11 protein-coding genes and 3 pseudogenes are annotated in these 12,424 nt (G+C 71.9%); 8 read left to right on the forward strand and 6 right to left on the reverse strand.

From position 1 onward, the window contains the following. Window positions 1-70: 70 nt before the first annotated feature. The gene (locus RNC47_RS26650; RefSeq protein ID WP_311602281.1) at window positions 71-670 is read right to left on the reverse strand and encodes a flavodoxin family protein; all 600 of its coding nucleotides are present in this window, start codon (window positions 668-670) and stop codon (window positions 71-73) included. 474 nt (window positions 671-1,144) lie between these two features. Between RNC47_RS26650 and RNC47_RS26655 the strand changes: the two are divergent. Both RNC47_RS26655 and RNC47_RS26660 read left to right on the forward strand, forming a co-directional pair. After that, window positions 1,145-1,318 (forward strand): annotated as a pseudogene (locus RNC47_RS26655) (alcohol dehydrogenase catalytic domain-containing protein); the annotation flags it as partial. A 1,002-nt stretch (window positions 1,319-2,320) separates the two neighbouring features. Next, entirely contained in the window at window positions 2,321-3,202 is an 882-nt protein-coding gene (locus tag RNC47_RS26660) for a hypothetical protein (RefSeq protein WP_311602283.1), read from the forward strand. 6 nt (window positions 3,203-3,208) lie between these two features. Here the strand turns inward: RNC47_RS26660 and RNC47_RS26665 are convergent, their stop codons facing one another. After that, window positions 3,209-4,369, reverse strand: a complete 1,161-nt coding sequence (locus RNC47_RS26665) for a sensor histidine kinase (RefSeq protein ID WP_311602284.1) — start codon at window positions 4,367-4,369, stop codon at window positions 3,209-3,211. 65 nt (window positions 4,370-4,434) lie between these two features. Then, the gene (locus RNC47_RS26670; protein WP_311602286.1) at window positions 4,435-5,490 is read right to left on the reverse strand and encodes a zinc-dependent alcohol dehydrogenase; all 1,056 of its coding nucleotides are present in this window, start codon (window positions 5,488-5,490) and stop codon (window positions 4,435-4,437) included. Between the two features lie 124 nt (window positions 5,491-5,614). Between RNC47_RS26670 and RNC47_RS26675 the strand changes: the two genes are divergently transcribed. Then, entirely contained in the window at window positions 5,615-6,328 is a 714-nt protein-coding gene (locus tag RNC47_RS26675; protein ID WP_311602287.1) for a response regulator transcription factor, read from the forward strand. Between the two features lie 127 nt (window positions 6,329-6,455). Then, on the forward strand, window positions 6,456-7,262 hold the full coding sequence (locus tag RNC47_RS26680; protein WP_311602289.1) for an SDR family oxidoreductase: 807 nt from the start codon (window positions 6,456-6,458) through the stop codon (window positions 7,260-7,262). A 103-nt stretch (window positions 7,263-7,365) separates the two neighbouring features. On the opposite strand, the gene RNC47_RS26685 is transcribed toward RNC47_RS26680, so the two are convergent. Together RNC47_RS26685 and RNC47_RS37665 are read right to left on the reverse strand one after the other, a co-directional pair. After that, on the reverse strand, window positions 7,366-7,563 hold the full coding sequence (locus RNC47_RS26685; RefSeq protein ID WP_394814887.1) for a hypothetical protein: 198 nt from the start codon (window positions 7,561-7,563) through the stop codon (window positions 7,366-7,368). Between the two features lie 52 nt (window positions 7,564-7,615). Then, a pseudogene (locus RNC47_RS37665) lies at window positions 7,616-7,732 on the reverse strand (IMP dehydrogenase); the annotation flags it as partial. Window positions 7,733-7,820: 88 nt separating this feature from the next. On the opposite strand from RNC47_RS37665, the pseudogene RNC47_RS26690 reads away from it, so the two are divergent. Beyond that, a pseudogene (locus RNC47_RS26690) lies at window positions 7,821-8,207 on the forward strand (MmyB family transcriptional regulator); the annotation flags it as partial. A 27-nt stretch (window positions 8,208-8,234) separates the two neighbouring features. On the opposite strand, the gene RNC47_RS26695 reads toward RNC47_RS26690, so the two are convergent. Then, window positions 8,235-9,110 carry an LLM class F420-dependent oxidoreductase gene (locus RNC47_RS26695; protein WP_311602290.1) on the reverse strand — a complete coding sequence of 292 codons (876 nt, stop codon included), beginning with the start codon at window positions 9,108-9,110 and terminating at the stop codon, window positions 8,235-8,237. Between the two features lie 403 nt (window positions 9,111-9,513). Between RNC47_RS26695 and RNC47_RS26700 the strand changes: the two genes are divergently transcribed. From RNC47_RS26700 to RNC47_RS26710, 3 genes are all read left to right on the forward strand, one after another. Further along, window positions 9,514-10,536 carry a zinc-dependent alcohol dehydrogenase family protein gene (locus RNC47_RS26700; RefSeq protein ID WP_311602291.1) on the forward strand — a complete coding sequence of 341 codons (1,023 nt, stop codon included), beginning with the start codon at window positions 9,514-9,516 and terminating at the stop codon, window positions 10,534-10,536. A 59-nt stretch (window positions 10,537-10,595) separates the two neighbouring features. Then, a complete protein-coding gene (locus tag RNC47_RS26705) occupies window positions 10,596-11,363 on the forward strand; it encodes a glucose 1-dehydrogenase (RefSeq protein WP_311602292.1) in 768 nt (255 codons plus the stop codon). 550 nt (window positions 11,364-11,913) lie between these two features. Continuing rightward, a complete protein-coding gene (locus tag RNC47_RS26710; protein WP_311602294.1) occupies window positions 11,914-12,378 on the forward strand; it encodes a PPOX class F420-dependent oxidoreductase in 465 nt (154 codons plus the stop codon). Window positions 12,379-12,424: the final 46 nt, after the last annotated feature.

Raw genomic sequence — 12,424 nt, forward strand, 5'->3', positions numbered from 1 at the left:
TTTCGTCAGCCGGGCAACGCTCGGGACAACGGTCCAGATGCGCTCCTCGGGGGTCGGTGAAGGGGCTGTCTCAGGCCGCGAGGGCGGCCCGCCCGGCCAGGAAGTACGCCGTCTGCTCGGCCACGCGGGCGCCGAGGCCCTCGGCGGTGGCGATGTCCGAGGCGTGGACACCCTCAGGACCAGCATCGACCGGCGTCTGGGCGCCCGCACCGACGAAGTAGCCCAAACGGTTGACATCGTCCTCGCTACCCGTGGTGGAGGCCCAGCCCGGCTGGACGCCCAGGCTGATCCAGTGCATGCCGTGCTGGGCGGCCATCGTGAAGAAGTAGCCCAGGGTCGAGGACTTGTCGCCGTTCTTGGCGCCGGAGTTGGTGAAGCCGGCGGCTATCTTGTTGGCCCAGGCCTGGGTGTACCAGCGCTTGCTGCTGGCCTCGGCGAAGGCGTGGAAGGCAGCGGAGGCGGTGCCCATGTAGGTGGGGGCGCCGAAGATGATCGCGTCGGCGGCGTCCAGCCGCGCCCACTGCTCGTCGGTGATCGTGTCCACGGATATGGAGATCACCTCGGCACCGGCTCCCGCGGCACCGCGCGCGACGGCCTCGGCGATGACGGCGGTGTGTCCGTAGCCGGAGTGGAAGGCGACGGCGACCGTGGGGCGAGAAGTGGAGGACATGGGGGTGTTGCTCCTTGAAAAGGATTGCCTGAACCTGCCCTGGAAGCATGGCACGCGATTCGGCGGAAAGGGTAGGAAGGATCTGTCCCTGGTCGGGTTCCATCCTGGTAGGGACTTGCTTCCCGATCGGGAAAGAATCCCGGGGAAGCACGCCGGAAAGGGCGTGAAAGAAGACCGCGCCCGTCAGCCGGCGGTGTCGGACACGGAGTCGTTCTACCCCCTGCCGGCGGGTGACGGGCCGCATCGCGGAAACCCCCTTGGTGATTCCGTTTCTGGCGCTTTCCTGGTGTCGGCGCCGCCGCGAAGCACGAAGAGGGATCACGACAGAACTCCTGAAGCGGCGGCCGACGGGGAAAGGGCCACCCGTCGGCGCGATGCCCACCTCCGTGCCTTCCCTCCCGAGAAACGCAAACAGGAGTAGGGACATGTGAGCGACCGTGATCCACGCCCCCGGCGACATCCGGGCCGGTGGCCACCTGCGTCTGCGGCTCCGGCCCATGGCCCTATCAGGGGCTGGAGCCCGTCAGCGACCCGCACCCGAGGTGGCACGAGTACGTTGGCGTCGTTGAGGAGGCCGGCAGTGAGGTCACCCACGTCAAGCCCGGCCAGTTCGTTGTCGGAGCCCGGTGTTCTGGTCGTGGAGGTTGCTGACGGATGCCTGGAACAACTCCTACCCCCACCAGCTGGATGAAGAGGCTCATCGTGGCGGCTGTTCTTCGGGACGGCCGAGGGGGAACGACTGGCACACCGGAACCACCGCGCCGGCCGCTGCGCCGTCCGTCGTTCGGGTCGGCCCCTGTGGGGCAGCGGGCACCAAGTGCCAGAAAATGCCTGATCAGGGGCTTGTGGCAGGAAGACTGCATATTTACTGACTCAGCCTCCCCAGGTTTCAACCCTGGCGCCGCCATCCCAGCGATTCGGCCTCTGACCTGTGGAAACACGGACACGGGTCGAGCTGTTTCTCTTACGCACCGCCCGACGGAATGATCATTCCGCCTGGATTTGCCCCATGTGATCTCGCGCGCTGACCAGCGCGTGTTTGGGGCAGCGTGGGGCGTTGTCGCGGATCTCAGGTCGCCGTTCCGGCGGCGAGGCGCGCCGCGATCTTGGCGTTCTCGGCGGGACAGGCGCGATGCGTGGGGCCTTTCGGGGGCGCTTCTTGAGCCCTCGCTGGTCATGCGGCTCGCCGCTGTGCGTTGCAGGCATGGGCCGCTCGGCACCGCGCGAAGGTGGCTGAGGCCCGGCGCGTGTACGACCTCGTCAACGCGTCACAGGCTGGTCCGGCGGTCGTGAGCGGACAGGGCCCCGCCTGCGGCCCGGACCGTACTCCGGGCGGCCGTTCTCGATGACCAGGCGGTTGCTCACCGCGTCGCCCGGCGGGCCGTCGACGTCGAACACGACGGACTTCATGCGGCCCGGCCGCCCACGATCACCCGCCACACCTCGAACATGGCAGGCAACGAGCACGCGGCGAGGTGCTCGTCAACTGTCTGGGACGCGCGAGGGCTCTTCCTTGACTGTCCGCTGTGACCCGTGGCACGTCCGCCAGGTGTCAGGGAAGCGGCCGGAAGACGTCAGCCGGCCGCGCTTTCATGTCTCCCCCTTCCCCCACCCTCGGGGGCTCACGACAGCCTCAGAAGGAGCGAGCACATGAAAGACCGGGTCCCGGCCGAGGAGCTGCTGGCCACCTCGGACCTGCGGGTGCGCAGCGCTGCGACCGCGTGGCGGCATGTCAGGGCCGAGTACGTGGACGTCGTCGACGACATCCTGGACACCCTGGCGCCCAGCGGCCCCTACGCGTACACGGTCGTCCCCGTCCTGGAGGAGGGCAGGGAGATCCCGACCCAGCGGATCGTCACCACCTACGAGGAGATCGAGCACAGCTACCGCTCCATGCACCGGTACGCCGCCGTGGTCGGGGTCCGCCCGGTGACGGAGATCAACGGCTCCTGGTACACGTTCGTCAGCGGCCTGGGGCGCGGGCGGGAGAAGGAGACCGGCGCGGAGCACGAGCGGCCGATCATCGTGCTCTTCCCCACCATGGGCTCCGAAGGCATCACCGGCGAGCTTTTCTGGGGCAGGACCCAGCAGGACACCTTGGCCGGCGACCCGGCCGACGGCGCGCTGGCCGCCAGGTACGCCGTGGGCGCGGTGCGGGCGACGTTGCTCGACGCGCACCGCGACGGGGACGTCGACACCATCGTTGAGCTGGCCCACCCGGAGATCCAGGCGGGCCTTCGGGACTACGTGGCCGGCACCGGGACGCTCGCCGAGCTGCACGGCGTGGAGGAGCTGCGGGCCCACCTGTCGGATTTCCACGCCCACTACGCCGTGCGCGGGATCGAGGTCGTCGCCAGCCACCTCGACGCCTGGTTCTTCTTCCACGAGCTGCGGTGGACGGTCGAGGCCAGGAAGGGCCCGGAAGCCGGCGCCGTCCTCCGCTACCACACCGCCGAGTACGCCGAGGTGTCCGCCGCCGGGCTCGTGGTGGCGCGGATCGGGCACGGCACGGACCCGATCAGGATCGGCTGAGGCCCGTCAGGGCCGGCCCCGGTCGAGGGGGAGTTCGGCGGTCACCTCGAACCCGCCCCCGGCGCGCGGGCCGGCGCTGAGGTGGCCGCCGGCGGCGACGGCGCGCTCCCACATACCCAGGAGGCCGTAGCCGCCGCCCGGCGCGTGGCCCACGGCTGGCCGGAGGCCCTCGTCGGCGTTGGTGACGGTGAGGCGCAGGCGGTCGTGGTGATAGCTCAGACGCACGGCCGCGGCGCGGGTGGCGCCGTGCTTGGTGACATTGGTCAGCGCCTCCTGCGCGATGCGGTACGCCGCGAGGTCGGCCCCGGCGGTGAGCGGCTGCGGCTCGCCCTCGGTGGCGACCGTGACCGAGAGGCCGGCGCCCCGGAACGAGGCGGCGAGCTCGGCGATTCCGATGACGCCGGGGGCCGGTTCCGGCGCGGGCCCCGCCTCGTTCGCGTGGCGCAGCAGGCCGACGGTCGCCCGAAGCTCGCGCAGGGCCGCGGCGGTGGTGCCGGTGAGGTCGGCGACGAGCCGTTCGGCCTCCACCGGCCGGTCGCGGAGGACCCGGGCCGCGGTACCGGCCTGGATGGTGGCCAGCACGAGGTGGTGCGCGACGACGTCGTGCAGTTCGCGGGCGATGCGCAGGCGCTCCTCGGTGACGCAGAACCGCGCCCGCTCCTCCTGGGCCCGCTCGGCCTGCCGCGCGCGGAGCCGGTGCGCGGTGCCGAGGGCGGTGGGCAGCAGCAGCCAGCCGGCGGGGCCGACCGCCTTGAGGATCAGTGGCTCGGCGGGGCCGGCCACCAGCGCCACGGCCACCAGTGCCGCGACGCATGCGGCGCAGAAGGCGTTGGCGGTCCTTCGGTCGGCGCGGGCGGCCAGCGAGTGGAGCGCGACCATCAGCGGGCCGAGCAGCAGCAACACGGTGAGCATGTAGCCGAGCGCTGCCGTGGTGGTGGCGCAGGCGGCGGCAAGCGCCACCGTGACGCGTGGTCGGTCGCGTCGCCACGGCAGGACGGCGCAGGAGACGCCGGCCAGCAGCACTCCGGGCCACCACGGGGTTTGCCGCTCCGCGCCGGGGAGTGTGAGCAGGCTGCCGGGGAGCGAGCAGGCGAGCAGCGCGACGGGGACGGCCGCTTCGACGAGTCGCGGCCGGCGTCGGCCGGTTCCGGACGGGCTGTCGGGCACGGAGTGTTTCCTGCGGTCCTGGTGTCCTACGGAGCGCCGGAACCGGTCGAGCGATCTCCGGCCGGTTACGACCGGGCGTCGTCGGCGTCGTCGAAGGTGACGACGACCTTCTCGGCGGCCCCGGGGGTCAGCACGAGCTCGAAGGCCTGCTCGGCCTCGGCGAAGGGCACGCGGTGGCTGATCAGCTTGGCGAACCGCTGCTGGTGCTCGGCGAGTTCCGGGGTGACCTCGAAGATCTCGGTGGGGTAGCCCTGGGAGGCGATCAGGGTCAGCTCGCTGCGGAGCATTCCGCCAAGGTCGATGGCGTCGGACTTCTTCTGCACGGCGACCATGACCAGCCGCGCGCCCCACTTGGCGTTGTCGACCGCGGCGTTGAAGACGGCGGGGGCGCCGGCGGCGTCGATGTATATGTCGGTGCCGGGGCGGGGCTGGCCGAGGGCGTTGGCGGCCTGGCCGTGTAGTTCGGTCAGCCGCGCGGTCAGGTCCTCGGTGGCCGAGTCGACGACGGCATCGGCGCCGACGGCCAGAGCCGTCTCCAGGCGTTCGGGGAGCACGTCCACGACGACGACGTGCTCGACGCCGCGGAGCTTCAGCCAGATCGTGGCGCCGAGGCCGATAGGGCCGGCGCCGAAGACCACGACCTTGTCGGAGGGGGTGGCGGCGGAGCGGTTCACGCAGTGGCGGGCGACGGCCATCGGTTCGTTGAGGGCGGCGACGTCGAAGGGCAGCGTGTCGGGGAAGACCGCGACGCTCTCGCCCACCACGGCGTTCTCGACCAGTAGGTACTCGCTCATGGCGCCGAGGGGGCCGCCGCAGCCGATGATGCCGGAGGGGGCGCCCTGCGGGTTGACGACCACCCGGTCGCCCACGGACAGGCCGCTGACCTCGGTGCCCACCTCGACGATCTCGCCGGCCGGCTCGTGGCCCAGCGGCAGCGGGACCATCGAGCCACCGGGGCCGAAGGGGGCACCGCCCATGTGCAGGAAGGTGACGTCGGTGCCGCAGATGCCGCAGGCGCGGATCCGCACCACGGCGTCCCTGGGGCCGGGGACGGGGCGGGCTATCTCGGTGACGGCGATCTCGTTCACGGCGCCGGTCTGGACTGAGCGCATCGTGCTCATGGGGCCTTCTCTCCTCGACGGTGTTGCTTAACTCAGGCAACCATATCCCATTGCTTGACTTAGGCAAGTAGGTCTAGACTGTTCGCCCGCCCTACTGATCGGTCCTGTCATGAAGAGGCACCTCGTGCGTGAGAAGCCCTGGGGCCGGGAAAGGCCCTGGCCGCCGCGTGGCGATGGGCGGCACATCCTGGTCGTCGAGGGCGATCCCGGTGTCACCGACCTGCTCGCCACCGCGCTGCGGATGGCCGGCTACCGCGTCAGGACGGCCGCCACCGGCGCGGACGGGATGCGGCAGGTCGCGGAACGCCGCTTCGACCTCGTGCTCTGGGACGCCACGCTGCCCGATCTGGCCCGCTTCACCCGGGGCCGCCGCACCACCCCGGCGGACCGACCCCCGCTGCTCTTCCTGGCCACCTGCGAGTCCCTCGACTTGTTGCTGCCCGAACTCGACGCGGATGGCTCGGACTACGTCACCAAGCCCCTTCGAATCGTCGAGGTCCTGGCCAGGGCCCAGACGCTGCTCCGCCGTCGAGGGGCCGAGCACCGCCGGGGCGACACCGGCTACGGGGACCTGCGTCTGGACGACGCTGCCTGCCAGGCCTGGCGCGGGCCGCGGCCGCTCGAGCTCTCGCCCGCCGAGTACCGGCTCCTGCGCCATTTGCTGGCCAACGCCGGGCACGTGCTGTCCAAGGAGCAGATCAGCCGGCACGTCTGGGGCGAGTACCGCGCCGACCATGCCATCGAGAAGCTCGTCTCCCGGCTGCGCCACAAGGTGGACCTGGAGGACCCCGCGCTGATCCGTACCCGGCGCGGCTTCGGCTATTGGCTCGGGGTGTGAGGTGCGTCATGTCGGCGCAAGGTCAGGAAACCGTCCGGCCGGCGTCAGTCTCCTCCGCTTCCCTGCGGTCCATCCGCACGCGTGGGCATCGGTCTCGACCGAGCCCCTGGCAAGCAAGGAGGAACCCATGACGACCGTGGGCATCGTCACCGGCGCGGGACGCGGGATGGGGGAGGCGTGCGCACGACGGCTCGCCGACCAGGTGGACGTGCTGCTGCTCGTCGACCGCGACGAGACGACCGTTTCGGCGGTCGCCGAGGAGTGCGCCGGGGCCGAGCCGTTCGCCCTCGACGTCACCGACCGGGAGGGGCTGGCCCGGCTCGCCGCGCGGGTCGCCGACCTCGGTGACCTCGGGCCCGTGGTCCACGCCGCCGGCATCTCGCCCACCATGGCCGACTGGCGGCGGATCTTCCAGGTGGATCTGATCGGCACCGCGCTGCTCGCCGACGCGCTGCGCCCTCTCGCCGGGCCCGGGACCGCGATGCTGTACTACGCCTCGATGGCACCGTTCCTGTCCGGCGTCGCCCCCGATCCAGCCGTGACGGCGGTCCTGGACGACCCGCTCGCGCCGGACTTCCTCGACCGGCTGCGCGAGTCGCTCGGCCCGGCCGTCGAGAACCCAGGGACCGCGTACCCGTGGGCCAAGTACGGTGTGCACCGCTTCGCGCGCGCCGAGGCCGTGCGCCTGGGTCCGGTCGGCGCCCGCGCCTGCTCCCTGTCGCCCGGCGTCATCGACACCCCGCAGGGCAGGCAGGAGGCCGCCGAGCACCCCGTGATGGCGGAGTTGGTGCGCCGCACCCCCCTCGGCCGCACCGGCCGGGCCGAGGAGGTCGCCACGGTCGCGGCCTTCATGGTCTCCGCGGAGGCTGGCTTCCTGAACGGCGTCGACATCCTCGTCGACGGCGGCGCGTACGCCGCCGTGCGCACCGACTGAGAGACCATCTCATTGAGACCGTGTCCTGTGTGGTGAGTCGGCAGAGACGTTTGTGGCAGATGAGGGCGGCGGTAGCCGGACAGCCAGGACATCGCGCGTTCGATCACCACCGGTGACGGCCAAGTCGCTGGCTGGACTCCACTCCCTTGCGGGCGATACGGACGGCAAGGCGCTTACCACGGAGCCATCTGCGCAGGTCAGGCCGGTCGTATGCGTTGTCGGCGCGCACCTTGCCGGGCCGGTGGTGCCGGCCGCGTTCGGGGTCGTGTCTCGATTGGAGACCGGCGAGGAGGGGCTTCAGGCCCTCGCTGTCGTGGACGTTGCCACGAGAGAGCGACGACGAGAGGCAGTCCGGCGACCTGGTCCAACGGCAGGGTGAGGTCGAACCCGGCCCGGGTCGATGCGGCCGTCGAGGACCCGCTGGACGAGGTCGGGCAGGTGGCGCGGACGGGAGCTGGGCCGCCACGCAGGTAGGGCCCACAGGTCCGAGCCACACGCAGGTCACGACCATGCGGATGATCGCGTCGGTCGGACGATCCTCGGCTCTTCGAGCTCCTCGTCGACCCGGCGATGCGGACGCTGTACACGGACTGGACGACCTCGGCCAGAACCGCCGTCGCCCAACTGCGGATGGAGGCCGCGAAGTACCCCGACGACCCCGGCCTGATCGCACTGGTCGGCGATCTGTCGATGCGGGACGCCCGGTTCGCCGAGTGGTGGGGGGAACCCCGGGTCGCAGCCCGCACCATCGGCACCAAGACCCTCAACCATCCCATCGTGGGCGAACTCGTCCTGGACTGGGACACCCTCACCGCCAACACCGACCCCGACCAGCACCTGACCGTCTGGACCGCGCCCCCCGGCTCCCCCACCCACGACCGCCTGCGGATCCTCGCCTCCTGGGCCGCCAACCACCACCTACCCGCCTCCCAAAACCTCACCTGACCCCACCCGACCGGCCGGCGGCGCCCGTCAGCCGAGTTCGGCCAGCCGCCGTACCGCCGGCGCCACCCGCTCCTCGATCCAGCGGGCCGGCCGGGGTTCCGCCGTGGCCGCGATGACGGTGTCGATGCCGAGTCCGGCGTGGTCGGCCATCTCCCGGCCGAAGGCGTCGAGATCGCCGAGCGCCTCCCCCCGGCAGATCACCGTCTTGCGGATCCGGTCGTAGTCCCGGCCGAGGTCGTCGCAGTGGCGGCGCAGCACGTCCAGCTTGTGCGCGGTCTCCTGCGGGGTGGAGGTGAGCAGGTTGCAGGCGTCGGCGTACTGGGCCACCAGCCGCAGCGTCTTCTTCTCACCGCTGCCGCCGATCATGATCTCCGGGTGCGGACGGCTCAGCGGCGCGGGCACGTCGCGGGGTTCGGCCAGGCGGTAGTACTCGCCCTCGAAGGGGCCGTTGTCCTCCGGGTCCCATACCCGCAGGCAGACCCGCAACGTCTCCTCGAGCCGCTCGAACCGCTCGGCGACCGGCGGGAACGGCACGCCGAGCCCCAGGTGCTCGCGTTCGTACCAGGCGGCGCCGATGCCGAGGGTGGCCCGGCCGCCGGAGAGGGTGTCCAGGGTGCTGACGATCTTGGCCAGCAGCCCCGGATGGCGGTAGGTCACCCCGGTCACCAGCGCGCCGAGCCGCACGGTGGAGGTGTGCGCGGCCAGGTAGCCGAGGGTCGTGTAGCACTCGAGCATGGCGAGTTCGGGGCCGCCCAGCTGCTCCATCTGGAAGTAGTGGTCCATCACCGACAGCCAGCTCGCCCCCGCCGCCTCGGCCGCCGCTCCCGCGGCGGCCAGCTCGGGGCCCAGCGCGCCCGGCCCGTCCGGGTGGTCGAACCCCATGATGTGAACGCCCAACCGCATGTTCCCACTCCTCGTCGTGAGGTCCTGTCCGGGTGCGGATCACCCGCTCGGCCGTGCGGTGAGCCTGCCGGCCCGGCCCGGAGAAAGCACCGGTTCGAGCACGCGCCTTTCCCGGCGACGGCGACGCGTTCAGGAGGCGGGCTTCCCCGCGAAAGGCCACGATAGGCACATGCTGACCCCGTGGAAACGGCACCCGCCGCACGCGCGGCGCGAGCCGCGGGTGGGGCCATGATGCCGCCGGCCGAGCAGGCTGTGGGTGGGAGGGATTCCTCCCTGGATGAGGCGTTCCCGGGATGCGACTCTCCCCTTCACGCCCGCCGGCGAACACGCCAACCTCGGTGCCGGGACGGGTGGAGGAGATCGGACCGGTCGGCCGGGCAGACCGTCAGAAGGGAGCACGACCATGCGTGGTGCCGTGATGTACGCCCCGGGCGACGTCCGGGTGGAGGAGCGCCAGGACCCGAGGATCGTCGAACCGACCGACGCGGTCATCCGGCTGTCCGCCACCTGTGTCTGCGGGTCCGACCTGTGGCCCTGGCGCGGGATCGACCCGCTTCAGGAGCCCTCCCCCATGGGCCACGAGTACGTCGGCATCGTCGAGGAGGTCGGCGACCAGGTGCGGAACGTCCGCCCTGGACAGTTCGTGGTCGGGTCGTTCTTCGCCTCCGACAACACCTGCGAGATCTGCCGCGCCGGCTACCAGAGCTCCTGCGTGCACCGCGTCCTGATGGGCCCGCTCGGCGCGCAGGCCGAGCGTCTTCGGGTCCCGCTGGCCGACGGGACCCTGGTCGCCACGCCCGAGGTCCCGCCCGACGACCTGATCCCGAGCTTCCTCGCGGCCTCCGACGTGCTGGGCACCGGCTGGTTCGGCGCCGTCGCGGCGGAGGCCGGCCCCGGCAAGACCGTCGCCGTGGTCGGCGACGGCGCGGTCGGGCTGCTCGCCGTGCTCGCCGCGAAGCAGCTGGGCGCCGAGCGCATCATCGCGATGAGCCGGCACGAGGCCCGGCAGCGGCTCGCCGTCGAGTACGGCGCGACCGACATCGTCGCCGAGCGCGGCGCCGAGGGCGTGGCGAGGATCAAGGAGCTCACCGGCGGGCTCGGCGCGCACTCGGTCGTCGAGGCCGTCGGCACCCAGGAGTCGATGATGCAGGCCATCCACGCCACCCGGCCCGGCGGACACGTCGGCTACGTCGGCGTCGCCCACGGCGTCGAACTCCCCGGCGAGGAACTCTTCTACTCCCACGTCCACCTGCACGGCGGGCCCGCCCCGGTGCGCCGCTTCCTGCCCGAGCTTCTGGACCTGATCTGGAACCGCCGGATCGACCCCGGCAAGGTCTTCGACCTCGCCCTCCCCCTCGACCAGGCCGCCGACGGCTACCGCGCCATGGACGAACGCCGCGCCACCAAGGTGCTCCTGCGCGTCTGACTTCGCGTCGGGCACCGGCTCCACACCGTCACCGAAGAAGAAGGACAAGAGAGAAGAGAATGGGACCGACCTACGACTTCACCGGGCAGGTCGCCCTCGTCACCGGCGCCGCCTCGGGCATGGGCCTGGCGACCGCGCGCGCCTTCGCCGAGGCCGGCGCGGCGGTCGTGCTCGCCGACATCGACGAGGACGCCGTCCGGACGGCTGCGGACGACCTCACCGGCGCCGGCCACCAGGCCACCGGCGTACGCTGCGACGTCTCCGTCGAGGACGACGTCGCGGCCCTGGTCGCCACCGCCGTACGCGTCCACGGCCGGCTCGACATGGCCTTCAACAACGCCGGCATCCAGGTCCCGCCCAGCGACGCGGCCGACGAACCCGCCGACGTCTTCGACCGCGTCAACGCCGTCAACCTGCGCGGCGTGTGGGCCTGCATGAAGCACGAACTCGCCCAGATGCGCCGGCAGGGCAGCGGCGCCATCGTCAACTGCTCCTCGCTCGGCGGCCTCGTCGGCATCCCCGGCCGCGCCGCCTACCACGCCTCCAAGCACGGCGTGCTCGGCCTCACCAGCAGCGCCGCCCTCGAGTACGCGCCGCGCGGAGTCCGCATCAACGCGGTCTGCCCCGGCACCATCGAGACCCCCATGGTCACCGACATGATCGACAAGGGCGAACTCGACCTCGCCGAGGCCGTCGCCAACCAGCCCATCGCCAGACTCGGCCGCGCCGACGAGATCGCCGCCGCCGTCCTGTGGCTGTGCAGCCCCGGGGCGAGCTTCGTCGTCGGCGTCGCCCTCCCCGTCGACGGCGGCTACACCGCCCGCTGACCGCGCGGGCCCGGCGGAGCGTCAGGGCTGGGAGCCGCCGTCGTCCACGGCGAGTTCGACGCACCGCTTCCGATGGCAGGTGGTTCCCCGGTTGCTCACCGGGCCCACCGCCAAGGCCCTGGAGGCCCGCCGCGCCGAGGCGTATGAGGCCTTGGTCCGGCTCATCGACCGGGTCAAGCCCACCGGCCGTCTGCGCAAGGACTTCGACCCCTCGGACCTGGTGCTGATACACACGGCCACCGCCGGCGTCGTCAACGCCACAGGGCAGCCGCCCGAACGCCTGGCGACGCGTGGTCGCGCTGTGCTTCCAGTCCTTCGAGGCTCCTGCCCGCGGTCCCCTGCCCGCCTCGCCCGAGCACGACGCCCTCTGCCGGGCCATGCTCCGCGCCGGCCCGGCGGGCGCCGTCACGCCGGAGCCGGACAGGAACAGCCGACCCACCGTCGACGGCGACCCCTCTCCCCCCAGGCCGGCCTCAGCACAGTGGCGCCACCTCGTGCCAGGTCCTGTCAGCGCCCCTCTCGCAGCGCGTTCGTGTCGTACGGTGCCTCCATGAGCCCCTCCATCGCCACCAACACGCCCGTGGACTTGGCCGGCCTGCTGGACTTCGTCAGGCCCCGGCACCGCTTCCTGCTGATCACCCGCCGGGCGGGCGGCTCCCCGCAGGCCTCGCCCGTGACGGGTGGGGTGGACGACTCGGGGCGGCTGGTCGTGTCCACCTACCCCGAACGCGCGAAGACCCGCAACGCGCGGCGCGACGCCGCCGTGTCCCTGGTCGTGCTGTCCGACGAGTGGAACGGCCCCTGGGTGCAGATCGATGGGGAGGCCGAGGTCCTCGACACGCCTGACTCGGTGGAACCGCTGGTCGAGTACTTCCGCAACATCTCCGGCGAGCACCCGAACTGGGACGAATACCGGGAGGCGATGATTCGCCAGGGCAAGTCGATCATCCGGGTGACGCCCCGACGCTGGGGCCCGATCGCCACCGGCGGCTTCCCCGCCCGACTCGCCCCGTGACGGAACGGGTCCCGCCTGATTTCCCACCACGGCGCGCTGACACCTG

This window comes from Streptomyces millisiae, from assembly GCF_031845425.1.
Classification (GTDB): domain Bacteria; phylum Actinomycetota; class Actinomycetes; order Streptomycetales; family Streptomycetaceae; genus Streptomyces; species Streptomyces millisiae.

What these genes read in the sequence shown, in the direction of transcription:
- RNC47_RS26650 (WP_311602281.1), bottom strand. Translation starts at nt 670, where the DNA reads ATGTCCTCCACTTCTCGCCCCACGGTCGCCGTCGCCTTCCACTCCGGC.
- RNC47_RS26660 (WP_311602283.1), top strand. Translation starts at nt 2,321, where the DNA reads ATGAAAGACCGGGTCCCGGCCGAGGAGCTGCTGGCCACCTCGGACCTG.
- RNC47_RS26695 (WP_311602290.1), bottom strand. Translation starts at nt 9,110, where the DNA reads ATGCGGTTGGGCGTTCACATCATGGGGTTCGACCACCCGGACGGGCCG.
- RNC47_RS26680 (WP_311602289.1), top strand. Translation starts at nt 6,456, where the DNA reads ATGACGACCGTGGGCATCGTCACCGGCGCGGGACGCGGGATGGGGGAG.
- RNC47_RS26710 (WP_311602294.1), top strand. Translation starts at nt 11,914, where the DNA reads ATGAGCCCCTCCATCGCCACCAACACGCCCGTGGACTTGGCCGGCCTG.
- RNC47_RS26705 (WP_311602292.1), top strand. Translation starts at nt 10,596, where the DNA reads ATGGGACCGACCTACGACTTCACCGGGCAGGTCGCCCTCGTCACCGGC.
- RNC47_RS26670 (WP_311602286.1), bottom strand. Translation starts at nt 5,490, where the DNA reads ATGAGCACGATGCGCTCAGTCCAGACCGGCGCCGTGAACGAGATCGCC.
- RNC47_RS26700 (WP_311602291.1), top strand. Translation starts at nt 9,514, where the DNA reads ATGCGTGGTGCCGTGATGTACGCCCCGGGCGACGTCCGGGTGGAGGAG.